Origin of the sequence: Marinifilum fragile JCM 15579 (assembly GCF_001310955.1) — a bacterium.
Classification (GTDB): domain Bacteria; phylum Bacteroidota; class Bacteroidia; order Bacteroidales; family Marinifilaceae; genus Marinifilum; species Marinifilum fragile.
Genome location: NZ_BAZX01000014.1, coordinates 1 through 24201 on the forward strand (window position 1 = coordinate 1; position 24201 = coordinate 24201).

26 protein-coding genes are annotated in these 24201 nt (G+C 34.5%); 8 read left to right on the forward strand and 18 right to left on the reverse strand.

What is annotated here, in order from left to right:
• Window positions 1-302: 302 nt before the first annotated feature.
• The 12 genes from JCM15579_RS11390 to JCM15579_RS11440 form a co-directional block, all read right to left on the reverse strand.
• Window positions 303-842, reverse strand: coding sequence for a hypothetical protein (locus JCM15579_RS11390; RefSeq protein WP_054720165.1), 540 nt, complete (start codon window positions 840-842; stop codon window positions 303-305).
• 161 nt (window positions 843-1003) lie between these two features.
• Entirely contained in the window at window positions 1004-2050 is a 1047-nt protein-coding gene (locus JCM15579_RS11395) for a nucleoid-associated protein (protein WP_054720168.1), read from the reverse strand.
• Window positions 2047-3045, reverse strand: coding sequence for a GapS4b family protein (gene gapS4b, locus JCM15579_RS11400; protein ID WP_444543002.1), 999 nt, complete (start codon window positions 3043-3045; stop codon window positions 2047-2049). Before gapS4b ends, JCM15579_RS11395 begins: the two co-directional genes overlap by 4 nt.
• Entirely contained in the window at window positions 2994-3197 is a 204-nt protein-coding gene (locus JCM15579_RS11405; protein WP_054720173.1) for a hypothetical protein, read from the reverse strand. Before JCM15579_RS11405 ends, gapS4b begins: the two co-directional genes overlap by 52 nt.
• The gene (locus JCM15579_RS11410) at window positions 3197-3598 is read right to left on the reverse strand and encodes a hypothetical protein (protein WP_054720175.1); all 402 of its coding nucleotides are present in this window, start codon (window positions 3596-3598) and stop codon (window positions 3197-3199) included. The genes JCM15579_RS11405 and JCM15579_RS11410 overlap by 1 nt, the downstream gene beginning before the upstream one ends.
• A gap of 29 nt (window positions 3599-3627) precedes the next feature.
• Entirely contained in the window at window positions 3628-4104 is a 477-nt protein-coding gene (locus tag JCM15579_RS11415; protein ID WP_054720178.1) for a PD-(D/E)XK nuclease domain-containing protein, read from the reverse strand.
• Between the two features lie 513 nt (window positions 4105-4617).
• Window positions 4618-5724 carry an SPASM domain-containing protein gene (locus JCM15579_RS11420; RefSeq protein WP_054720181.1) on the reverse strand — a complete coding sequence of 369 codons (1107 nt, stop codon included), beginning with the start codon at window positions 5722-5724 and terminating at the stop codon, window positions 4618-4620.
• Between the two features lie 2 nt (window positions 5725-5726).
• Window positions 5727-6362 (reverse strand): hypothetical protein, encoded by a 636-nt coding sequence (locus JCM15579_RS11425; RefSeq protein WP_054720186.1) that lies wholly within the window; start codon window positions 6360-6362, stop codon window positions 5727-5729.
• A 348-nt stretch (window positions 6363-6710) separates the two neighbouring features.
• Window positions 6711-7460: a DUF4230 domain-containing protein gene (locus tag JCM15579_RS11430; protein ID WP_054720189.1), complete on the reverse strand. Its 750-nt coding sequence runs from the start codon at window positions 7458-7460 to the stop codon at window positions 6711-6713.
• A gap of 578 nt (window positions 7461-8038) precedes the next feature.
• A complete protein-coding gene (locus JCM15579_RS11435) occupies window positions 8039-8953 on the reverse strand; it encodes a peptidase associated/transthyretin-like domain-containing protein (RefSeq protein WP_054720192.1) in 915 nt (304 codons plus the stop codon).
• Between the two features lie 156 nt (window positions 8954-9109).
• Window positions 9110-9271 carry a hypothetical protein gene (locus tag JCM15579_RS20435; protein ID WP_172677420.1) on the reverse strand — a complete coding sequence of 54 codons (162 nt, stop codon included), beginning with the start codon at window positions 9269-9271 and terminating at the stop codon, window positions 9110-9112.
• A gap of 972 nt (window positions 9272-10243) precedes the next feature.
• Window positions 10244-10636 carry a ribosomal maturation YjgA family protein gene (locus JCM15579_RS11440; RefSeq protein WP_054720195.1) on the reverse strand — a complete coding sequence of 131 codons (393 nt, stop codon included), beginning with the start codon at window positions 10634-10636 and terminating at the stop codon, window positions 10244-10246.
• A 358-nt stretch (window positions 10637-10994) separates the two neighbouring features.
• Here JCM15579_RS11440 and JCM15579_RS11445 point away from each other — a divergent pair, with 358 nt between their 5' ends.
• Together JCM15579_RS11445 and JCM15579_RS11450 are read left to right on the forward strand one after the other, a co-directional pair.
• Window positions 10995-12413, forward strand: a complete 1419-nt coding sequence (locus JCM15579_RS11445; RefSeq protein WP_054720197.1) for an amidohydrolase family protein — start codon at window positions 10995-10997, stop codon at window positions 12411-12413.
• Window positions 12414-12834: 421 nt separating this feature from the next.
• A complete protein-coding gene (locus tag JCM15579_RS11450; protein ID WP_054720200.1) occupies window positions 12835-13416 on the forward strand; it encodes a hypothetical protein in 582 nt (193 codons plus the stop codon).
• A gap of 159 nt (window positions 13417-13575) precedes the next feature.
• Here JCM15579_RS11450 and JCM15579_RS20245 read toward each other — a convergent pair whose 3' ends face one another.
• The 3 genes from JCM15579_RS20245 to JCM15579_RS11460 all read right to left on the reverse strand — a co-directional run bounded on the left by JCM15579_RS20245 (window position 13576) and on the right by JCM15579_RS11460 (window position 15560).
• Window positions 13576-13863 carry a hypothetical protein gene (locus tag JCM15579_RS20245; protein ID WP_157471443.1) on the reverse strand — a complete coding sequence of 96 codons (288 nt, stop codon included), beginning with the start codon at window positions 13861-13863 and terminating at the stop codon, window positions 13576-13578.
• Window positions 13814-14356 (reverse strand): hypothetical protein, encoded by a 543-nt coding sequence (locus JCM15579_RS11455; RefSeq protein WP_054720203.1) that lies wholly within the window; start codon window positions 14354-14356, stop codon window positions 13814-13816. Before JCM15579_RS11455 ends, JCM15579_RS20245 begins: the two co-directional genes overlap by 50 nt.
• Window positions 14357-14669: 313 nt before the next feature.
• Complete coding sequence (locus JCM15579_RS11460) at window positions 14670-15560, reverse strand: phosphatidylserine decarboxylase (RefSeq protein WP_054720206.1); 891 nt, start codon at window positions 15558-15560, stop codon at window positions 14670-14672.
• A gap of 203 nt (window positions 15561-15763) precedes the next feature.
• Between JCM15579_RS11460 and JCM15579_RS11465 the strand changes: the two genes are divergently transcribed.
• The 4 genes from JCM15579_RS11465 (at window position 15764) to JCM15579_RS11480 (ending at window position 19495) form a co-directional block, all read left to right on the forward strand.
• On the forward strand, window positions 15764-16642 hold the full coding sequence (locus JCM15579_RS11465; protein WP_054720209.1) for a zinc-dependent peptidase: 879 nt from the start codon (window positions 15764-15766) through the stop codon (window positions 16640-16642).
• Window positions 16643-16657: 15 nt separating this feature from the next.
• Window positions 16658-18115 carry a sodium:solute symporter family protein gene (locus tag JCM15579_RS11470; protein ID WP_054720212.1) on the forward strand — a complete coding sequence of 486 codons (1458 nt, stop codon included), beginning with the start codon at window positions 16658-16660 and terminating at the stop codon, window positions 18113-18115.
• Between the two features lie 13 nt (window positions 18116-18128).
• Window positions 18129-18695, forward strand: a complete 567-nt coding sequence (locus JCM15579_RS11475; protein WP_157471444.1) for a DUF192 domain-containing protein — start codon at window positions 18129-18131, stop codon at window positions 18693-18695.
• 215 nt (window positions 18696-18910) lie between these two features.
• Window positions 18911-19495, forward strand: a complete 585-nt coding sequence (locus JCM15579_RS11480; RefSeq protein ID WP_054720218.1) for a hypothetical protein — start codon at window positions 18911-18913, stop codon at window positions 19493-19495.
• Window positions 19496-19645: 150 nt separating this feature from the next.
• Here the strand turns inward: JCM15579_RS11480 and JCM15579_RS11485 are convergent, their stop codons facing one another.
• From JCM15579_RS11485 to JCM15579_RS11495, 3 genes are all read right to left on the reverse strand, one after another.
• Entirely contained in the window at window positions 19646-20509 is an 864-nt protein-coding gene (locus tag JCM15579_RS11485) for a DUF4382 domain-containing protein (protein WP_054720221.1), read from the reverse strand.
• A 474-nt stretch (window positions 20510-20983) separates the two neighbouring features.
• Window positions 20984-21133, reverse strand: coding sequence for a PspC domain-containing protein (locus JCM15579_RS20050; protein WP_083464652.1), 150 nt, complete (start codon window positions 21131-21133; stop codon window positions 20984-20986).
• Window positions 21134-21730: 597 nt separating this feature from the next.
• Window positions 21731-22477 (reverse strand): hypothetical protein, encoded by a 747-nt coding sequence (locus tag JCM15579_RS11495; protein ID WP_054720227.1) that lies wholly within the window; start codon window positions 22475-22477, stop codon window positions 21731-21733.
• Window positions 22478-23103: 626 nt separating this feature from the next.
• Here JCM15579_RS11495 and JCM15579_RS11500 point away from each other — a divergent pair.
• Window positions 23104-23562 carry a WG repeat-containing protein gene (locus JCM15579_RS11500; protein WP_054720228.1) on the forward strand — a complete coding sequence of 153 codons (459 nt, stop codon included), beginning with the start codon at window positions 23104-23106 and terminating at the stop codon, window positions 23560-23562.
• A 123-nt stretch (window positions 23563-23685) separates the two neighbouring features.
• Complete coding sequence (locus tag JCM15579_RS11505; protein WP_054720231.1) at window positions 23686-24198, forward strand: DUF3124 domain-containing protein; 513 nt, start codon at window positions 23686-23688, stop codon at window positions 24196-24198.
• The last annotated feature ends 3 nt before the right edge of the window (window positions 24199-24201 follow it).

A 24201-nucleotide genomic window follows, 5' to 3' on the forward strand; every position in this document is an offset into this window, starting at 1 on the left:
TAAGAAAGAATAATATAAAGATTAAACTCAAAATTTTCATATTCTGTGGAGTATATAGTAGACAATTTGTATAAAAACACAAGCTACAAGCTCTCGTTCAATGTTATTAAGTTAGCAAAATTCGCCCCACGCTCACCCTTTTATTATTCCTTTTAATCATGAGACGCTTTGCTTTGTACCCTAAAGGGAACAGCGCGCTGGGTAAGCCCCTTTAGGGGTTTGGGGTAATTTTGGCAATGTTTATCAAAAGGATTCACCCTTAATTTAATGACATTGATCTGTCTCTAGCAGGCGATTCAAATCTACCAATCATCATCACTCTCAATGTTTTTAGGCTCAAACATTTTCAGGAAAGTATAATCGTAAATCGGTACTGAATTTTTAATGAATAATCTTCCAAAGAGACCTTTATTGGTAATTGCATGCTTATTCAAAAGCACTATACTTCCTTGACTTCCCGATGAGTTATCAATTTTTTTAGTCAAAGTAATTTTATTGATGGTAACGCGATATCTTGATTCTTTAAACTGTATTGAAACAAAAGCAGTATGATAATATTCCTGAATTAAATCAGAAGCTTTGAATACAGAATAGCCTGCACCTCTATGGTCTGGTTCGAACAGTCGTAATTCGCCCCTTAAACCATTTTCTGTGATTTCAATTTCTTTAAAAATACCTGAGTTTCGAAAATACTCTTTAATGGCACTCTTTTGAAGTTCACTTTCAAATACTTTTTGCCAAGTGACCTCTCCTCTTACATTTTTAAAATTTCTTACACTTTCCTGACTGTAACCAGAAAAGCTTAGGGTAATAATGGATAGTATTATAAATAATTTTTTCATCAAGTTTGATATTGGTTCATTTGAGAATAATTAGCCTCCTGTTACCACACGAGTTCTCTTGTGGTTCTGTTTTAGATATGGAACGCGATAGAATCGCGCACCAGCGAAGGTGTAACATGTTGACTTGTGCGAATTGCAAATGTGCTTGGCTGTGCGGGTTGCTATTTTTCCTCATTATAATATATCTTATAAAACTTTCGCCCATTTTCATCTATTCCTTTTTCAATAAGTTCTTTATCTCCTTTAATAAGAATATCAAAGTTTTCGTCAAGTTTAAGAACTCGTTTAAAAGCTCTTGCTTGCTTTTTAACAGCTTTTGTTGAAATGTCAAATTTATCATTCATTTCAATATTATTCTCTGAACAATAGGTTTCATCGAAAGCTCTAAAGGATTTAATAATCCCTTCATCCTTAAATACATTCTTCTCAAATTCTTCTTTTTCAAAAGAATCATGTGATTTAAAATATTCGACAGAGCGATTTAGTAAATCTATCTGTTCAGATTTAGAAATCTCATTATTGCTACTTAATTGTTTTGTTAGAAATTGTTTAGTTAGTCCTAAGAAATTGTTTGTTTGATTATACTCATTGCTAATAGGTTTTACTTGAAGAAAATCATCTTTCCAATATTGAGCTTCAATAGATTTATTAGCATTATCAATAATTAGTATTTTATAACCACTCGGTTTGTCAGTATTTAGTATTAAACAACCTTTATCAATACCCTTAATTTCAAAACCATATTCATGAGAAATATTAAAGTTTTTTTGACCTTTTAACATTTTCAGAAATGGAACATCTTTTTCTGATTTAAAAATACCGATTGCCTCAACCACTTCATCTTCCAAAATAATATTCGAAAAAAAAGCAACATTCAATTTACCTTCTTTTATTTTCGGATGCATTGAATTTTCATATAGTAACTTTGCAATTCCTTCTGAAAATTCAATAAATGGAATTGAATCTGAGAATAATTCATTAACCAATGTATAAATTTCATTCATTTCCAGTTTAATCGGATGGGAAAATGAATATAGCTCTTCAATTTTTATTGGCAATAGGAAATATTTCAGTAAAAGTGATTTTGTTTCTTCGTTAATCTGAGATTCATTATCAGACAAGTCTAAATCTTCATCTCGAAGTTTATTGCCAACTAGATGAGTGACAAGGTTAGCTATTTCAATTTCAGTAAAGTCAATATTTGTCATAATTCTGGTGTGTGTTGTTTATGTAAATTCTGCATTTTACTCCACTCAAATTTTTCAGTCTTTAATTTCTCAAATTCTTTAAACAATTGTTTCTTGACTGCTCCAAATGGCACATAGCCATATTCATCCTTTATATTAACTCTAACTATATCAACAACAAGTTCAATATTTCCAATTTTCTTTTTAAAGTAGTTTGGAAAACCAAACTTGATAATACAATTACCTTCAACTGTTGGAAGAGAAAAGTCATAAATAATTTCCATTTCTGAAAGAACCATGTATTTATGTAGACCTTTATCTCTGAGGAATGGTAAATTGTGCAAAACTTCACCGTTTATATTTAATTCACGTACTTTGGCTAATTCTAACCAATTAATCTCTTGTGGTAAATTTTCGTTTAGGTCAGGACCAATATCAAGGAAAGTGGCTTTTGTAAAATCAAACACTTCATTTCCATCTGTCATATTGAGAAAGAAGTTAATACGTTCTTTATTTGTAAAGTCCTTAAATAATATTCTTTGAACCTCCTTATTAGGGTTCATATAGTTGTTTGCTTTAAAATGGCGCTCTAAACTTTTTGAAACTTTCTCTGCAATCTCTGTTGTTTCAGGAGAAGTATGGACAATTTGAAGCTGAACTTTATTATCCTTAGTTACTACCTTTTCAAATGTTACTTGCCCTTTAAACTCATTCTGACCTCTAAACCAAGGTTTACTATAATTATTAGTTTCGCATTTGAAATCTAGAGTAATCTTATCGGGATTTTTATCAACCATTTTGAAATTTGGAGTACCTATAACCTTATATTTAGGAAAGTTAGTTTTGATGACTTCCTGAATGTTAAAATTATCTGGAATTGCTGAAATCAAGGTTTTGGTAGACTCCCAGTCAAGAGTTCTGTTTATTGTTTTTTCTCTATCTTCTTTCGCTTGTAAACTCTCTTTTAAATATTCGAACTCGATAGGCTCAATAAGGAAGTGAGTAATATTGGAAATGTACTATCTTCATCTGTGTTATTTACAAACACACCTTTCATTCTCAATAAGGTTCTTCTTTCTCTATCTTTTATTGATTCATATTGCAATACTGCACGTAATGATTCACCAAATGGTAGAAATCTATCTATGTTATCATTAATTTTTTCCATTAGTTCCTAAAGTTTTGGTTAAAATTTAAAACGGTTATTGTTTTTGTGAATGAATCCTCTTCAAAGATTCTTATCGCATTATTAACCAATTGCTCATGGTAAACTCTATCATAATCAGGAAATGCTATAATTGTTTTAGCTTGGTAATTTGCAGTAATATTTTTTGCTAATCCAATTAATTTAATCAGTTCATCCTGTTCAAACTTTTCTCTTGAACAGAGTACTAAAGCATTCTTTTCTTCTTCAATTTGTATTCTTATTGGAATAATATTAGATGCCAAGTACTGAACAGGCATTATTGTTCCATTTTTCAGTGTGTCATTGTCACCATTTAAACCTGTATTAAAATATGTAAATTCGATTTCTTTATTAACAAATACTTTTTTTACAAATTCAATCACACTAAAAATAAACTCAATTTTATTGTTGTCTACAAGAAAAATCCCATCATGATTAAAGTCCTTTGGTGCTTCAAGCTAGATAATTTAGAGGTTAAGTCTGTTGAATCTCCATCAACATTATTTAACCAAAAAAGAACACCTCTATCAAATACTCCTTCAATGTCAGTACGATTAATAATATTATCAGCTCTTAAATCTGATTTTTTAAAGGATTCTATTGCTTTACCTAAATCGACATAGTAATCTTTAAATTTTGCAACTGGAGAATTTGGGTATTTGTCTTTACTGTATTTTACAGAAATGATAATATTCTCAAGTGTTTTGGAAATCAAAGGACTCTTGTAATTAAAATAAGCATCAATCCCATGTGTTTTCTTCTTATGTTTTTCAGGGTCAATGCTAGGTATGTCAAAATTTTTTGCTGGATTGTGCCAGCCAATTAGAGATAGAAATTCTCCGACAATCTCTTCTCCAATTTCACCTATACGTTTTGGAAATTCTCCCATAATTTTGAGGTATTATTGCGGTTAGAAAATTGCACTCTTTTGCAAATTTTGGTTTGAGTGGCAGCCTGTGCGATTTGCAAATGTGTGCAATGTGCGTGGGCTTCCCCAACTGTCCCGAAGGGCAGAAGCGGGAGGGCGAAAACTAATTTTTTCTTGCACCAACCTTCATTCAAAGAGTATATATTTCAAAATGTTTTTTCAATTTTTCATTAAGGTTTAATCTGTATCTCGGTCTTAGCCTTGCATACAACGGTGCGTGTATGAGTAGTGGCGGATTTCGAAGCGTCTACCTGTCATATATAGATTAGCCTAATGACGGGTAGAAAGATTCGAATTAACATTAAGCCCCGCCATTACTTATACACATTGTTAAGCCCAGTTTTTTTCTAGCAGTTATACATCCTACTAGAATTTACACTTTTCGATACTTTTTTGATGATTTTTTCATCTTTAAGCTTTTTCAAAGCTTCTAAAGCATTTTGTTTTGATTTCATAATCTTTAAAATTTAATTATTAATTAGAAAAATTACACAATGGATATGTGTTATTATAAATATCAGATGGGCATGGTTTACACAGATTAATAAATTTGCATTCTTCATTACATTTATCAATCATTATTTTTTTTAAAGTCTTTTCTCTAAATAGAATTGCCTTTTCCCATATTAAAGAGTAGTCATCGTTTACTGTCCCAATTTTAAACTCGTTGTTTACAATAAAATTTCTGCATGGATAAATGTCTCCATTCGGTAAAATGGACAATGTTCTTTTTCCTATACCACAACCTGTTGAATAATCTTCAATTGTACCAGTAGTGCTATTTGCTGTAAAATTTTCTGAATTAAATGTTATCAGTGAGCTATATTTCAATTCCAGTTTTTTACATATGGCATTATAGCTTTTTAAGTCTATTAACGGTGGATTTACTTTAGGAAATAGGATTGACCAACTTTTAATATCTCGTTGAACTGCTTTTGTGACAAAATCAAAAAAATGAGTATAACTTTCGTAATTGTCTTGAGTTGCAACAGTATTTATATGTATTGGAAATATCGAATTTGATAAGGTTTCAAATAACCTTTTAATTGATTTTTTTTCGCCTATGCCGCCATCTAAGTTTATTGATATTCGTAATTGAAATAGTGCGCCATACGTTTGAAATAAGTTATCTATATCTCCTTTGAATTTATGAAGATTTAGTCCGTTGGTTGTAAGGTTTACGCAGATATTCTTTTCAAGAAACGATTCAATCAAGAGATGAGTTATTTCCCATGAATGTTCCTGAATTGGTTCCCCGCCAAGAATGTTTAGAAGTAAGATATTATAATTCTTTTCAAGTTCTATTATTTTATTCGCAAGAGAAAGAGATAGGGTTTGGTCTTTCTCTGAAAGTTTTTCTTTGTAGCAACAAAATTCACAATTTTTATTACATGACATTGTTGTGAATACTGTCAAATATATCGGACTTGAATACTCATTAGGTCTTTCCCTGTTAATTAACTCAAAATTGACATCGTCAAGATGTTTTAAATCTTGATTTTCAATATAAAATGGAATTCGGTCTGTAGGGTCAATCCCAATCGCACCAAAAAATTCTTTCTTTATTCTTATTTTATCCATACCTATTTTTTTATTTTATATGAATAAAGGGAGGTAGATTCAAGTTTTAGAAGTTTGTGATATAAATTATCACGTTCATTTATGAGTTGCTCACAGACCTTGTAGAATTTAACAGCTTCTTCATTGGGAAATTGTAAAAAAGATGCTCCATTGTATGAATCAATCTCATTCTCTGAAGCTGATTCTTCAAAAACTCGCCAAAGTATAAAGTGTGACAACAACGTTTGGTAATCCGTTTTATCCTCAGGATGTCTCAAACTAGCCTTGTTAATGATAATGTCTTCAATGTCTTTGTTTAAAGGGAGAAACATTCGGTTAATAACAATCTTAGATAATGCTCTTTTATCTTTACTCTCGATTTCAATAATCTTATGGTCAAATTTTTGGGTCTCAGGATTTTTCCACTTTTGAGAGATATTAAAGAGATGCTTTGTAACCTCAAGTCTTGCACGAATAGGCAAATAGAAATCTTGTAATTGTTTATCTCTTTCTTCAATAGCTTTAGATAGCATGAGTTGAAAAACATTTGCTCTCTTGGCTTTTGTAATACTCCATAACTCTTTAGCCAGGAAAAGCAGAACAGAAATTATTAACAGACCTATTGTCGGAATTCCTAATTGTTTGAGCAAATCTATCATGCTTTTTCGGTTTTAATTTAAAATTGGGCTTAACTTATAAATAAACACAATTGCGTTTATTTCTCCATTATTTATTCATCTTATTGTGTTTATACACCCATATGAGTGTTATAAACGCAACTTGAATATCAGGCCTATCAAATTTATGAAAAAGCTATAGCAAACAATAATATTACAGGAGTAAAATAACCTGTACACATAAAATAGAATAAATCTACATAATTATGATTGGGTATAAAAAAAGCTGTGGCACTCCTACCACAGCTTGGTTTTGCCTGCTCTTTTCTAATACAATTCAACCTATACCAGAGTATGGAACAAACAATTTCTTTCTATTCTTGCAAACACCTAATTGATGATGGCCTCAAGTTCCGAGTCTACTTCAATTGAGGAGTTGGATAATGTCATATTATTTACACCAAAGTGATCTAAGGCATTCATAGTCGGTAAAGCTTTTGTTCCTTTCTCTTTTATGGCTTTGTCTGCATCGGTACTCAATATCTCTTTGTTGATCATTGGAGCATCCTTTTCTTCTTCAAAGCTCACCTTATAGATTTCATCCAGGTTAAAGCCCAACAAGATGTCTTCAACAAAATGTACTGCCTCGGTTTTGGTTTGTTCAATAATACCAAGATCAATGGCTTCTTTCTTTATTCGTTTTTGACTCTCTGCTACTCGATTTTTTAAGGCAGTCAACAATTTCTCTCTGGAGCCTCCAAAGCTTATAAAAAAACCATCTCTTACTTTAATGAACTCAGCTTTTTCGAAACTCACAATTGGCTGATTTACGTTTGGAATTGGGATAATGATCTTTTTTGAAACAGTATCAATCTTTAGCTTCTGCAAATCAATTGTAGCCGAAACAGAAGTAGGATACTTTACGAGCATCAGTAATTTTTTCCTTGCATCATCATTCTTGTATAAGAATATCATATCGTTGTATTTGTACTCAATCAAATGCAATTCTCTTTTTTTTACGATCTTTTTCAAACCTGCCAATCCTATCTGCTCTTTGTTTTTTCTTCCTTCACAATTATACAATACGGCAATTCCTGCTATTACTACCAGCAATGCTGCTATCCATTTTATAATTTTCATGCTTTTACGTTTTATTGGTAATTACTACACATCCTGTTATTAAAAAGAGATCCTATATGAAATAGAGTCAATCATTGAGTTTTAGAAATCATTGCTATTAATAGATAATAGTTCGATTGCTGATTTCATATCGTTTAGGCTGCTCAATTCTATTTTAAATTGCTCAAGCCGCATGGCTCTTCTTTTCCCATCGCTGGAAAAGAAGCAAAAGATCTAGGGCGGGGTAAGTCCAATCTCCTTCTACTTGAAAACTTTAAGTGCGGCGGGGTGATTTTCGAACAAAGTTCTCAACTTCCCCTTCTTTCTAAAAGTTTTCTGCGCATAAGAAGCTTGACCTTCCAATGCCCACAAAGCCAGATCGAACTGAGCAGTTCATTATATATTTTCACACAATACTTTTTATATTATACTTTGAGATAGTGCAAACATTCTAAATACTTTAAAATATTTATTCACTTAAAATCATATAGATTCTTTTAAAAAGCTGTGGCACTCCTACCACAGCTTGGTTTTGCCTGCTCCTTTCCAATACAATTCAACCTATACCAGAGTATGGAACAAACAAAGTTTTTCAATACTTAAATTACTTCTAAAGGAATGGCTTCCATTTCCAAATACAGTTTGCTTCGTTCCGAAGCGTAGCGACGAATTGGAACGTATAAAGTTTTGTAATTGATATTTTCGATAATGAGTCGGTGCTCCCCTTCCGGGAAATGCTTGAACCTAAAGGTACCGTTCTCGGTAATGTGTGTCGTTAGATCCAAACCTTCTACCGAAACCTTACCCAGGGCAATGGCTTGGCCGGTAGCCTTGTCTTTCAAATAGCCCAACAGATCGTAATGGCGTTGTGCTCCTTTGGCCTTTTGTCGGGCTGCAAAATAGTAATTCACAAAATCGGGATGGGTAGCACGCAAATTTTCTATGCTATAATCCAATTTGCTGTTTAAAAGATTATTGATCTTTTTCTGCAAAAGCCTGTATTCATTTTTGGCATTGGCCTTGTCTTCTTTTAAGACAATCAGATCGGAACGTTTTTGTTCAAAGGCTTTGCCATCGGTCTCTACAGCCACAATATTTTCTTCGCTAATGCCAAAGGCAGGCAAATCGGCCACATGCTGTCTGGCCATGCTAACAATTTGCTTGTTAAAAGCAATCAGGTCCAACTCGCTGAGAAGCCTTAATGTGTTTTTTGAAATACTTGCCTTTTCCAAAATCTCGGTACTTGGTACTGAGTTGGCATAGCAAACCAATGCATTGGATAAAGGATAGAGCTTGTCTACCAAAACATTCTTAATTGCATTTTTTTCACCAATCAGCCATTTTATGGGCTGATCCGCTTCCTCTTTCAAGTTCAAAAGATGATCCAGATCCGAAGCAAACTGATCTGCCTGAGCTTTGGTGCTCACATTGGTTTCATAAATACTTGCATTCTCAGTCAAAGCCGTATTGGTTTGCACAAAAGAATCTAATTTTAAATTACTTTCTGTATTCATATTCTTGAATTTTAAGTAGTTATTGAATATTAAAATGACAATGAATAATTTCGTTTTTATCCCTAATACAAATTCAAAGACAGTATCTGCAATTCGATTTACCCTCTTTATTTTTTGATTTAGCAGGAGACGGGAAGGATTTACTTCCATTCCAAATCAATTCACTTCCACTCCAAATTGCTTTGTTTCCATTCCAAATTGATTTACTTGCATTCTGAATGGATTTATTTCCATTATTTTTTGATTTCCATGCTCTCTGGAAGTATTTTCTTCCATTTGCAGAGAATTCATTTCAATCTTCAGATCATGCAGATCCAATAATTATGAGCTTAAATTTTGCGAACAGCGAAGTACCGATACTTATCGGAATCGAGGGAGTGATTCAGCAAATGTAAAATACATCAACCTGATGGTCTTTTATGTATTTAAAGTATGAAGCAGAGTGTAATTTCTACTTATGATCTATTACTCTAGTAGTTGTTTGGTTGAATTGTTACATAAAGTTAGAGAATTATTTCTTTAATTTCCAAACAAAAATGTAATTAATATTAAAATATCATTTGTTTATCAAACAAATACAGGTATTCACAACAAAACAAATCCTAGTGTTTTCAATGCAAGGAGATGAATTTAGCCAGATGTGATTTTTTTTATAAAATATTATTTTCATCACAATTACTTGCGTAATCGACGATTAATATCTTTATTGGATAATGAGGCAGGAAGATTGATATTGTGTTTTGTTCAGTAAGAAATTAGTCTACTTCTCTTCTTGTTTAGCAAATTTAGTTCAATGGTACTGCCGCTTGTAATTCCACCTCACCTCTATCCTCTCCTCGAGGAGAGGAAGTTGTGCAAAGATTTGAAGTTTGTTTGATCAGTTTATTTGTGAGGGTGTTCTCATTGAAGATAAAAATCTCTATCATTACACCCCTCTCCCTGTCGGGTCCACGAAAGCCAGAGGGGTGCTGTTGCTTATATTTTATACTACTTCACCCTTTGGTCTGTCGACAGTTTGTTCACATTAAACTCAATTTTCAATTGTGTTCACGAGCTTCGCTCCGCTACGGTTCCCTAAAAGGGAAACATTTATCTTGGAACGTAATGCCATATATTTCGTCGCATTTTTAATTCCAGACCTATTGAGGTTTGCAGTTGCGACGATTTCAAGACGGTGCTATTAACCCAGGGCGGCGATCGTTTTCTCTCCCTTGCCCTAAGCTGTTGCTGTTTGCCCTTCAGGCAAATGGAAAACTCTAAAGATTTTCATTTCTTGATTCACATGATCAGCTAAGCAGCTACTTTCCTTTTCATCAAGTTCAGCTCAATGAGCATGCCGCTTACCACTCCAATGGTATAAGCCAATAGATCCGACCATAAAAAGCCTTGTCCCAAAACCAATGCGGCAAACCTATTGCTACGCAATGTATTGAGCCAATCGACCTGTATCAGTTGGCTAAATTCAACCAGAAAACATACAGTCAAAGCCATTGCAGTCAAGTTCCTAATACTTGCTGCAGGAAAAACAAAGGCAAGCATCCAATACATCATCAATGCCCATAAGGCATCTCCCAATCCCAAATTGATGATTTCGGGTAAATAGTTGGAAAAATGTCGAGAAGCCAAACCGATAATGATGGTAAGTACGATTAAAGAGAAGTAGTGGAGTCTGTTTCTTTGCATTTTTGATTGGTGTTTTTTCAATTTGTAATTTCCTCAATGCTGCCGCACAAAACAAAGTTCGGCAACGAAGAGAAATAAACAAAACCTTTAATATCATTTATTCACTTCACCACCCTCCTATCTATAAGCACCTTACAAATAAATAATAATATTAATTAATTTCTCTGTAGTCAAATGCTGTTTTCATTCGTCACAGTATAAGCCTAAAGGCTGTCTCAAAGTCCAATAATAATTGGTATTCTGATCCGGAAGTTTCGGCAGAGGGGTATACAGATTTGAAAATTAAATGTTTCACATCGTTGGTACTTTTTTAGACAAGCTTTTACAAACCTTTAACTAATAATAAAAACACCTAAAAATGAAACAAATAAGCTTATGCTTACTCTTATGCACCCTATTTATTTTTCCATCAAGAAGTGAAAAATACGATATCATCATTCAAAATGTAAGTATCGTTGATGTTGAAACAGGCAGTATCGTAAAAAATAAAGATGTTGGCATTCAACAACAAGTCATAAAAAAAATAACGACTGGAAATCAGCTGTCAGCAAATGATTCTACTCAAGTGATTAATGGGAATGGCAAGTATTTAATCCCTGGGCTCTGGGATATGCATGTGCATTTTTATTTTCCTGATAAAGAATATCTGAAAATGTACCTGGCCAAGGGCGTTGTTGGCGTCCGTGAAATGACTGGATATCGTATGGAATGGCAAGATAGCACGGAGCAAAATAGCAATGTGCCGAGAATCATGTTTTCCAGCCAGATTATAGATGGTCCTACTCCATGGTTCGAAAATGAGATTCCGGTTAAAAGTTGTAAGCAGGCCATGCAAATTGTTCAAGAGGCAAAGAAAAGCAAAAGTGAATTTATCAAGTTGCTTAGTTTGGTGCCCAGAGATCAATACATGGCCATTGCTAATGAATGTAATCGATTAAATTTTGACTTTGCAGGACATGTTCCTTACAGCATAGGACTAATAGAAGCAGCTAGCCTGGGACAAAAATCGAATGAACACCTAAACGGTTTACTCCTGGCTTGCTCTAAACAAGAGAGATTTTTACATACAAGACTGGATAGCTTGCTTGGTATTGCTTCGAAAGAGGAAAAGTTATCACGGATTATAAAAATACAAATCATGGGGTGTACAACCAAAGCACTTCGGTCTTTCGATCAGACAAAGGCTGATTCTGTCATTCATGAACTAAGCAAATACAAGATGTACCAGTGTCCTACTCTTGGCGTGAAACATCGCTTTCAATACAACGAATTGGATTGGGTATATACCGACAATCGATATGATTTTTTTCCTCCTCCGGTTCAGAAAAGATATCGCCCCGATGCGGAAAAGCTGAAAAAAATGAAGCCTTTTGAGCGAGAGTTAAAGCTGCAGGAGAAATTACTTTATCAAATGCAAAGGGAAGGAATAAAAATTATAGCGGGTTCCGATCAGGGATGTGCTGGTTTTAATTTACATGATGAGCTTGAGTATTTTGTGAATGCCGGATTTTCGAATACCGAAGCCCTTCAAACTGCCACCATAAATGCAGCTACTTATATGCACAAGGAAAAAGGAATGGGAAGTGTTGATGAAAACAAATTGGCTGATTTGGTACTGTTGAATGCCAATCCTCTTGAAAACATTCAAAACACACGTAACATAGAACTGGTCATTTTTAAAAATACAATCATTTATCCCGATCAACTTCTTGAGGAAGTAAAAGAAGTGAATCTTAAAATTTCAAATATGGATCCTTTCGAAAAGAAGTTTGATTAAGAGTATGCGATGAGTAATTCGTAATGGTATTTTTTATGCCTGCCCCTGCACTACTGCACGAAAGTTTGGATTTCATCGAACTTCGTTTCGTGCGATAGCGAAGGGGCCTTATTTTTTCTTCGTGATCTACCACATTCTTATGGCCTTCACTACACCACCAAAGTCAAATTGGATTCATTGTAAAGCCTCTAATTGTATTTCAACTAAATTTTAAAAGAATAATTCATGCCTGCAATAAAAAGGAATTTTATCGCAGAAATGATAACTCAAATGCAAATATTAAGAATATTTACACGCAACCCATTTCGCATTTCTTCATCTTTTAATTGTATAAATGGACCAATAAAAGACTCGCTATGTCTGTAATTTGGGTACTATTTTTGTTACAATCAAACTGGTATAACTCTAAAGAAAAGATACGATGAAGAAGTGGATATTGATTTTACTAATGGGTATACTAACAGGTTGTTTAGACGATGATGACAATAACTACATCTATCACACCCACGACAACTCTGTAGTTTTGCTAAAGATAAACTATACCGATTTTGAATTTGAGGGAGGAATTGAACTATTTCTTCACTCAGAGTTTAACAGTTCAGATACGATTCCTATAAGTGTAGAGTATGTATCACCTGGAGATTTTGGGAGCATTTCACTTTTTTACGAACCCAGGGAAGAGCTTATTTTTGATGGTTCCATAATTTGGGATGGCACTGGCTATAGAAAATTTCCCAAAAGACTTTATCATCCTGATAATTTCCTGTATTTGGATGAAGAAATCGAAAAACCTGCTGATGAAAGGTTTCAAATCATTTTCCCCGAAGAAGGAGTTGACTACCCTCTAGAGTCTATTTGGAATTCGATTAATGATTTGGCCATAGTAAATCGGTATTTAAAAGGAGGAAAAAACATTGGGATTTTCAGATATACACCAAGCGTTGGCGAAGGCAATCCCGATGAATGGAGTTGGTATGTGATTATGAACACAGTACCCGACTAACCACTAACTATGAAAGAAAAGGAGATGAACTTTTGCGTTTGTCTCCTTTTTACTTTAACACACATTTGTCACCTTGTAGAAAAGAAAAAGGCGCAACACCTTGCGCCTTTTTTAATTATATCATTTAGTCATATACATCAAACTCCAACTGACAACTGATCATTTCACAGTTTTCTTCATGATTCCAATATACGACCAATTCAGATCTCTCAATTTTATGGCTTCATCAATTTTGCGTTGTGTTTCTTCATCTACATTAAACACCTCATTTCTACCATAAGCATCAAAATAGTGCAAATAGCCCTCAAACATATCAAAAGTCATATGCGTCATTCGCACACTACTGCCCGATGGCATCAACACTCTCGTTAAGCTCCAATGACTCATCGTTTTTGCATCAACTTTTCTGATGAATGGGTAGGAATAACTCCATCTCAGCCTTCTCATACTCATCGAATTTACCTTCTACAGCTTCCATAAAATTCATTCGCATTACCGTACCCACATCCATTTTAAAATTATCCTTGGTAGCAGCAATTACTTTCATGAAAATTCTTTTGCTTAACTCTCGCGAACCAACCGATTCCTTCAACTCTGCTTTCAATTCTGCATCCGACATGTTTGGATATGCCTTTTTTGCAGCAGCAAAAACATCACCATTTGCCATAGCTTTAACCGGATCATCGTAAATGGTAACGGTGAGGTACTGATACCCTTGCTCGCTTCCTCCTGGCTTAAGCGACCAAAGATCCCAGCCCAGGATTTCTCCATCTTTTAGGCGTTGTTCATGTATTTTTTCAAAGAAAGTTTCTGTTTCCCAATAATCATTCTCCATATCATCGGCAACCTTCATAAAATCAAAGACCAAATATCTTTCCTGCTGTGCCATGCCAATACTGCATAACAGAGCAAACGTAACCAATAGCAATATCTTTCTCATTTCAGCAAGTATTTAGTGAATAATACTTAAGTTACATATTTTTCTCTCCCAAAACAATTTCATTTTGGTAAACCCTTTAATTTATAGGAGAAAACAAAAAACTTAGCATGGATTTTAAACGGCTTGCATTAGCATACGTTGAACTTTAGGGATACCCTGATGAACTGCATTAGGCAATTGAAATAAAAAAAGCATTCCCAGTCATACTGGTTTCAACTTATCTATAAAGTTATGAAGTGATTTATTATAGAAAAAAATCCACTACAAGTTAATCTACTTATAATGGTGATACGGCTTCAAAACAAAGCTCTAATTATTGATGTTTTCTGGCAATATTTTCGCCCATTTTTATTGAGGTTTCGTAGCCATGTCGAGTATTCTCAACAATATCTTCATCGAAAACAATTTTGTCTTTCTCGAAAAACAAAACAACTGTAGATCCACCAAAAGCAAAATACCCTTTCTCACTTCCCTTCTCTACAAATGTATCTTTCTCGTAGGTTTGAATAATACTACCTACCATAGTTGCTCCAACCTCAGAAATCAAAATATCGCCATATTCCTTTGTTTTTAGAATACTATAAGCTCTTTGATTCTGACAAAATATTTCCAAACTCTTCTTTAAAGCCAAAGGCGAAACCGAAAAATACTTTCCTTTAATTTTTTTTGATTCTGTAACTATTCCTCCTGCTGGAAAATGATAACGATGGTAATCTGCCGGAGCCAATCGAACAATAGCCATTGCCCCATCTGTATACTGATCTGCTAACTTGTCGTCACCTAAAAAGCTTTTCACCGAAAATTCAGATCCCTTTATAAAGAAGGAGTCTACATCGTTAAGCGAAGGGAATACAAGAATTTTTCCATCCGCAGGAGAAACTATAGCATCGCCAATAGGGCGCTGTTGATCTTGGATTTTACGATAGAAAAAATCGTTAAAATGTTTATACGATTTCTTGTCAGGTTCATGATAAATGGAAAGATCTATTCCATTTTTTTTCACAAAACGCTTGATTTGTCCCTTTGACAATCGGCTATTCATAAATCTACCTCCAACAGCCGAAACCACTTTTCTTTTTACAAGTACATGCAACGAAGCTTTTCCAAAGAAAGATCCATAAAGCCATTTAAGCATACCCTCACCAGGCACTACTTCTTTTTTTACTTCTCCACTCTCTCTTTCAATATATTCGATGTACTCCATAAACGTTTTGAGATTATACAAGCTACAAATTTAGCAGGATTTCAAAAATAATCATCAAATTCGCTGGCTCTTTTAGTGGATTTATCTAAGAATTTGGATCATTCGCACGATATCGAATGGAATAATCATATTCAGCATACTTTATTATCTTTAGTTTTTTATTTTATCAACAGTCCATTCGACTAGTAAGAAAATCATTTTTCATGAAGTACATTGCAATCCTCTCTATAGGCATATTGGCCTATCTTCTGTTTAAAAGATTATGGTCCAACAAAAACTGGATATCGCCAAAAAAACCTTTTCCAAACAATTGGAGAAATATTCTGACTCAAAAAGTTAGTTTCTACAATAGCCTTACGGCTGAAGAAAAAACAAGATTTGAGTATAAGGTTCAAGAGTTCTTATTGAATTGTAGAATTACCGGAATTCATACCGAAGTTGACGATACCGATAGAGTTTTGGTTGCAGCCAGTGCCATAATTCCAGTGTTCGAATTTCCCAATTGGAAATACACCAACCTGTTTGAGGTGCTGCTTTACCCCAACAGCTTTAACGACCAATTTGAAACACAAGGTGAAGATGCCAGAATATTGGGCATGGTTGGGTCTGGTTATATGGAAGGCAAAATGATTCTTTCAAAACCAGCTTTGCTGCATGGATTCTCGAACGAATCGGATAAGAAAAACACGGCTATTCACGAATTTGTACACCTTATCGATAAAATGGATGGCAAGATTGATGGCCTTCCGTCTATATTGATGGAAAAGCAGTACTCCATTCCCTGGCTGGACTTAATCAGTAAGAAAATTGAAGAAATCTACGAAGAAAGATCAGACATCAACCCTTATGGAGCAACCAATAAAGCAGAGTTTTTTGCAGTAATCAGCGAGTACTTTTTCGAAAGACCTAAACTATTGGAGAGTGCACACCCAGAGCTTTATAAATTGTTGGAAGAAATTTTCAATCAGAATATGTCGCAAAGAAAATTGCTTCGTGCCAAACAAAGTATCAGCAGAAACAATCCTTGCCCTTGCGGAAGCGGATTGAAATTTAAGAAATGTTGCGGCAAACAGCATTATTAATTTTAAAATGCAAATATGAATCAACTTCAAAATATTTCAATACTTCTATTGATTGCTTATTTCGCAGGAATCATGTTTATTGTTTTGCGATCGAAGGCAAGTAAAGATACCGAAGATTATTTTTTAGCCGGTCGTCAACTACCCTTTTGGGCATTGGCAATCACATTCATTGCATCCTGGTGGGGAGGTGGTTCTTCCATCGATTTGGTCGATCATGGATTCAATCAAGGCCTTTCCTCCTTCTGGATTTATGGCATGCCTGTTCTTTTTTCCACCTTTCTGATGTACCTGTTTTCGAAAGCCATTCGAAAAATTGGAACCATAACACAACCACAAATCATGGAGATGCGCTACAACAAAACGGTTGCCTTGCTCCTATCTATTCTCATTTTGATATTCATGATTTTGGGCGTAGCCACACAGGCGGTTGTTATCGGGAAATTTTTCCAATCCTTTTTCGATATAGATTATAAGCTTGCAGCATTCATCGGAACTGGCATTGTAGTGCTTTATTCTTTCTTTGGCGGATTTAAAGGTGTTGTAGTTACCGATATCATTCAGTTTGTATTTCTGTTAATAGCAGCCGTTGTGCTTTTCATATTTGCGTACAATCATTCGGGTGGATTCGAAAAAGTGCAGGAAATCGCCTTAAGCAGAAACAAACCTGAGTTCTTTTCTTTCTTCCACAATTTATCGAACAACTTTGTGTTTATCATCACTTTTGGATGCTCATGGATGATACAGGCCAATATCTGGCAAAGAATCTCAGCTGCAAAACAACCTACCGATGCCAGGAAAATGATGGGTTTGGCATTCGTTGTATTTATTCCATTGTATTTAATGGTGACCTTAACTGGTATGCTTAGTCTGGGTATATATGAATCGGTTCCCGAAGGAGGAATTGTGCCTGCCATAATCCAAGATTATATGCCCTTGGGTTTGGCTGCATTGCTATTTGTAGGTCTTTGCTCAGCCATCATGTCAACCATGGATTCCATGATCAATACCGGTGCCTTGGTTTTAAGTGTTGATGTTTTTAAGAACCGATTCAAGCCAAGCGCCCAAAACCACGAAATGGTATGGGTAGGAAAAATTGCTACACTGGTAATTGCTGTACTTGGCTTACTAATTGCCATCGAAATTCGCTCTATCCTAAAAATCACATGGATTGGTTCCGATTTTCTAGCTACAGGAGCTTTCGTGCCATTGGTATTAGCCTTTATCTGGAAAAAAGGAAATTCTATGGCCGCTACCCTTTCCATTATCTTTGGATTGGTATTTTCAACTTACAATCTGTTGGTTGCGCTTGGTGTTGACTTGCCAACCGCCTGGGAAATTGCCTCAGTGCAACAGGCTGCGTATGGAATGATTGGTTCGGCCCTAATATTTATTATTGTAAGCCTTGTCACTAAAAAGGAACAAGAAAAAGCAGAGAACTTTATTAACACAGCAGGAATGCTTGATAAGAAATAACGAATTTTACACTATGAAACAAGCAAACAAAAAGAATAGAAAAAGAAAATCAGCAAAAAGGAAAACTTCATCATTCCAAATTATTGCTCTCATCACAATAGGAATCGCTTTAGTTTTCTTGGCGGTACAACCAAATTTTTCCAAACAATCTTCAGATGAAAGCAATCATAAAATAGAAATTCCTTTCACAAAAGAAGGAGAACTATCCTTTATTAGCAAGCAGGACAATTCAACAATCAGAACCATAGATCTTGAAATTGCGGAAGGTTTAGCCGAAACAGCCCAAGGATTAATGTATCGTTACTCCATGAGCGATCAGCAAGGAATGTTGTTCATTATGGACAATGAAGAAGCACAGAATTTCTGGATGAAAGAAACTTATATTTCTTTGGATATCATCTACGTGAACAGCAATTTTGAAATTGTACGAATTCATGAACGTGCCGTGCCTTTATCGGAACAAAACATCCCATCCGTTAAAAAGGCAAAATATGTAGTTGAGGTGATTGGAGGATTTTGCGATAAGTTTGGCATTGAGGAAGGTGATATGATCAAATATGAAAAAACTACAAACCAATAAGATCATATTCATCTTGTGATGAAACTCCTAATACAAGGATAAAGAATCCATAGAATTCAAATGTTTAAACACATATTGATCCGGTATAATTCGCCGCCTATAGGGCCAAATCCTTATAAAATCCTGTAAGTTCTATAAACATGTCTAGCATCTCAAAGATGCTTGACATATATACCAAGAATACAAATAACTTGAACCTAACAACATTCCTATGTATGAGTAATGAATATCAAACTAACATTCAATCAATACAGTTTAAAGAAGTATTAAGTATCAATATAATTGGAAGAACAAGATTTTATACTGGTCTTTCAATTGGATTTATCATTTTGTTTGGAACATTCTGGAGTAGCATTTTAAATATAAAAAATGGGGTTTATATCAACCATTACTTATCTTATGAAGAACTGATTCTGGTTTTTGTTCATTACTTTGGGATAACAGCCTATGCTTCAGGAGTGGTTTTGCTAATTTGGTTCATGAATCGCAGGCGAACCGTATTTCCAAAACGAAGGCATCTGGGTGCTGGAATTTCCCAAATCATCATTTATCTATTACTATTTTATTCCTTTATTTTTAATACCAGACCATTTACTTATAACCCGGTAGAACTACAACAAATGTATGAGATGATAGGTGGTCCTTACATTAACATTCTTAAAATATTAGCAGCTCCTTTGTTATTTTATATGAATTGGAATATGATTCGTCTTGGCATGAATTGCCGCACTTTTAGACTAATTAACTTGGCAATTGGTATTGCTTATGCCATGCTTTGTTCGATGTTACATTGGCTGTGATTAAATCTTAAAAGTTCCAATTTTCACAATTAGTATTACTACATGCATGTAATCCCATACATTTCAACTATTCAAGACTTTCAAATAAAAATCCCCATCAGGAAAGGAAATTCCTGACGGGGATTTTGACTTATTATTCGACCCTAAATTTTATTCACCTTCGGTACCACCTGTGGTATCTTCCACTACAGCTTGTAGAGTTGCATCCTGCACTGTTTGATTAGCAGCAGTAATAACAATACCTTCTACAAGAGCAGACTCAAAACCTTCTTTGGCATACTCAACATTATAAGTACCTGCATCAATACCCAAAACAGCATATTCACCATTCTCACCCGTAAATGAAGTAGTATAAACAGTATCAGCAGCAATAATCGCTACCTCAACACCTTCAATTCCTACTTGCTCAGCATTAAATACAGTACCAACCAATCTACCTGCAGTAGACATGTTAGAAGCTTTAATGGTAGGCTTAAAAATGAATCCTTTAATTCCTGCAGGAGTATTCATATTACCCTGTACAACAAAAGATTTGCTTACATTGAAATCCAATAACAATTCAGCAGTTAAACCGCCAGCAACCTCAACAGATGGATCAATGAAAATTTTAATACCAGTTTGTGCTCCACTTGGAACTTTTAAATCATATTTGGTACCATCTTTCAATACGATTTCAGCTTGGTCAACATACAATCTGATTAAATCATAAGAACCAACCGGAATATCCATATCTACCAAATTAGCTGTTACCCCATTGCTTAAAGTAAGCAAGTTAAACGTTCTTTCTTCTTCGCTTAAAAGAACAAACGGATTTTCTTCTGATTCGCCGCTTTTACGAATTTCAATTTTATTGATTGTAACATTTGCCTCGGCTACCAAGTCGGTTGGAAACGGAGCATCAGTTAACTCGAGCTTCAATTTTCCTGTAGCATCTTTACTTGTTGAATCGTCACATGCTGTAACAAACACTCCAAACACAAATGCTGCCAAAATCAACAATACATTTTTCTTCATAGTTCTTTTTAATTTTTAATTATTCGTAATGGTATATTGCTTTTATCTTTTCTAAAATTCAATTTCATGAGTGTAGTTGATCATTTTTTTTTAATCATCATTACTACACCGAATAAATGATATTATCCCCTACATCTATTTTAATTCTACCGAAAATCTCATTCCACAAGCAATACTTTTTTTCCTATAACTTCAGTCATAAACTCAGCTTGTTCATGTTTATTTTATGGCCCACTGATGTTAATAGTAAAAAACCCTTTAGAATTGATGAATCGATACAATTATACGACTAAATGATGAATTTTCCTGATAAAAGTTACATTATTTCATTTGTAAATTACCTATTGATAGATTAATTTTTCTTAAACAGTAAGATGATCAATGCTATACACAAACGCTTTTACACAAAAAAAAAGACACTGATAAACAATGTCTTTTGTATTTCTATAGTACAGAATTGTAAATTTGTTTTCTCTAATTCGAGAACATTTTTACCAGCCACAAAATTAAGTACAAACCAATCCCCACTCCGAAAACCAATACCGATACTACAAAGGCTACTCTAATAAATGTTACATCCCAGCCTAATTTTTCGCTTAACCACTCTGATACTCCTAAAATCATATTTCTTTCTTTTTTGATGTTTACCCTAATTTAATGGTTTTATTTGGAGCTAGAATTACCTATTAGTTGAAATTGAGTATTTACATGCTAAAGACTTGGAATGAACTGATGTCAAAAATTAGTAAAGTCTTTCCTCTTCACATGGAGTACTTTCCGCTATTAAATTCGGAGCTACCGAAAACAAAGATTGCAAGCCTTAAAGTAAAATCGCTAATTCTGCAACCAATTTGAGTACTTCCGCACAGATCAACAACATCTCTTTATGTGTGCGGAAGGATCACCCTTGTGTGCGGAAACACTTCCCTTGCGTGCGGAAGAGGTACCTAGGTGTGCGGAAGAAGAAAACCTGCGTGCGGAAGCACTCCCCTTGTGTGCTGAAGGGGTACCTGGGTGTGCGGAACAACTTTTCTTGCGAGCGGAAAGGGTACCTGGGTGTGCGGAAGCAATTCCTCCTGTGCGGAAGGGGTACCTCTGCGTGCGGAAGCACTTCTCGCTGTGCGGACCAATAAAAATGGAGAGTACTACTACTCTCCATCACAACTATAACTACAAATTATTAATAAAAAAAATCACAAAATTATTTCATACTTAAGTGGTTTACAGACTGGCCTCTTCTGTTTTGGTCTTGCGGTAAGCCGTCATGCGCTGGCGCTTGTATTTGCTGATGTATCCCTGGCGCTTTTCATGATTTTTACGGAATACAAACTTCCCGTAATTTCGAACCTCATCTACTACCTCACGCAAGAGTGTATAGCATCTATCGCGGGTCAGTTTAATGTCATCCTCGAAATACATTTTACCATTCACCTCGCCCAATAGAGTTCCCATTCTATCCGCAATTGCGGCTGCTGTATCCAATTTTTCCACTTCAAAATTAACGGCCGTTAGCAATTCAACATTGTCTTTTCCCAATACTGCTAAACTTGCCATATCCTGAATGGTATCGGCTTTCGAATCACCTTCTTTAATGGCCGACAGGCGATTTAGCAAATCTTCATAATTTCGGAAGGCAAACTCCATAAAATCGATCAGTTCGTCATGAAGTTCATACATGATCGGAGCCTCTTTTCTCCAATTTTCAACAGCTACTTGCTTCAGGGTTTGCTTGGTTTCCCAATTGGCCTGTGCCGTACGCATGGCTCCCGTAAGACTTAGCATACGTTCGAGCTTGGTGGCATCGAAATTAAAGGCCAGCAACATAGGCAAATCTTGCTTGGCACGAGAATGCAAGGATTCTACCTCTCCAATAAAAATCCAGTACGGAATGTCACAATACTTGATATTTTCTTCAGGTACTGCATTGATCTCTTCCAGGTGATCTAATAAATCTTGTTGATCTGACATAATAAAACTTTTTAAAAAATTAATATTATCCCTCTCCACAAATCCGTTCCCAAATAGATAAATTTAAGTAAGTGAGATGAGTCAGGTCTCAATTTTACCATAACAACAACTAAGCTATAAATAATTTATTTCTAAAAAAACCATTTCATTGATTTTTTATTTATTAAAAATCATTTTCTATGTTCAATTTACACATCTAATCCAATGTTCATGCACATTTAAGACAAATCGAAAAAATTTAATTTTTATGCAAAGTTTAATTTTTGAGAATTATTTTTTCACATGTCTATTTTTCTAATATTTACAAACATTAACATTTAATCCTCCCTAAACACGAAAGTAAATTCATAATATTCTGCCATTCCTAAAAAAGCAAAAACAAAGCTTCCTGACACCATTCCAAACAGCAATCAAAAACAGGATCTCACACCCAATTCAAAATCCTCTCTCAAAATATAATTCATAATTTATAAAGCTTAAAAATTATACTTTTGCAGACTAAACAATAATGCTTTCTTTGGAATGATAGAGTAAGATGTGTAGATTCGATGATTATTAAATATAAATGTACTCAACACATCTTCTCGTGTGGTAGTTTTAACAAATGACCTTAAAACATACTATTTATGAAAAAATTATTAAATTTTATATTGTTGGTTCTAAGCTCAATAACCGTTTATTCTCAAGCAGACTATAGAAAAGTATATGAGTATGGTGAATACCAGGAGAATTGGGCAAAAGTAAAATCGATTACCGGCACTTATGGAATGATAGACCGAAGTGGAAGACTAATTGTTCCTGCGATTTACAAGAAAATAGAAAAATTCACCAGAGATAATGGGAATTTGGCATTGGTAAAATCGATTACCGGTGAATATGGGATGATTGATAAAAGTGGTAAAGAAGTGATCCCAGCAAATTATTCAAAAATTGGAAGATTTAATGAAATTGAAGAAGGATTGGCATTGGTCAAATCGATTGTTGGCACTTATGGATATGTTGACAAAAGTGGAAATGAAATCGTTGAACCCATATATACGCTTAAACAGATAGAATCAAAGCATTATAAAATAGTCACAAAATAAACGCCCTCTACTCTCCCGTTTTGGAAAATCATCAACATACAAAGCCAATCACATAACACAGCACCAAAAAAAACTGTATCTTCAAAATTGGAATTACTTAACCAAAAATAAATAATTGTGAATATGAGAAAAGCAATTGAAATACTGATTCTACTCCTGATTGTAACGGCTTGCAACGATGATTCAAATAAATACCCTATAAAGCAGGCAAATTGGGAAAGCAAACAAATTACGATGGATAGCAATGAGAAGTATTTTCATGGAAAAACTTACCTTCCTGTTTACTCTCATATCTATCATCATCACGAACACAAAACATTTGATCTTACCACTACGGTAAGCATCCGAAATGTATCTGAACGTGATTCTGTTTTTCTCTTGAAGGCAAATTATTACAATACAATTGGTGAGAATATCAGGCAATACATTAAAAAGCCCATTTATCTAAAACCGCTCGAAACCTTAGAAATTATAATTGAAGAACAGGATAATGAGGGCGGTTCAGGTGCAAATTTTATTTTTGATTGGGCCATGAACAATGATAAAAATCCCCCATTATTTGAAGCTGTAATGATTTCTACTTCTGGTCAACAAGGTCTTTCGTACACAACCAGAGGAGTACAAGTTTTTGAATAGTCA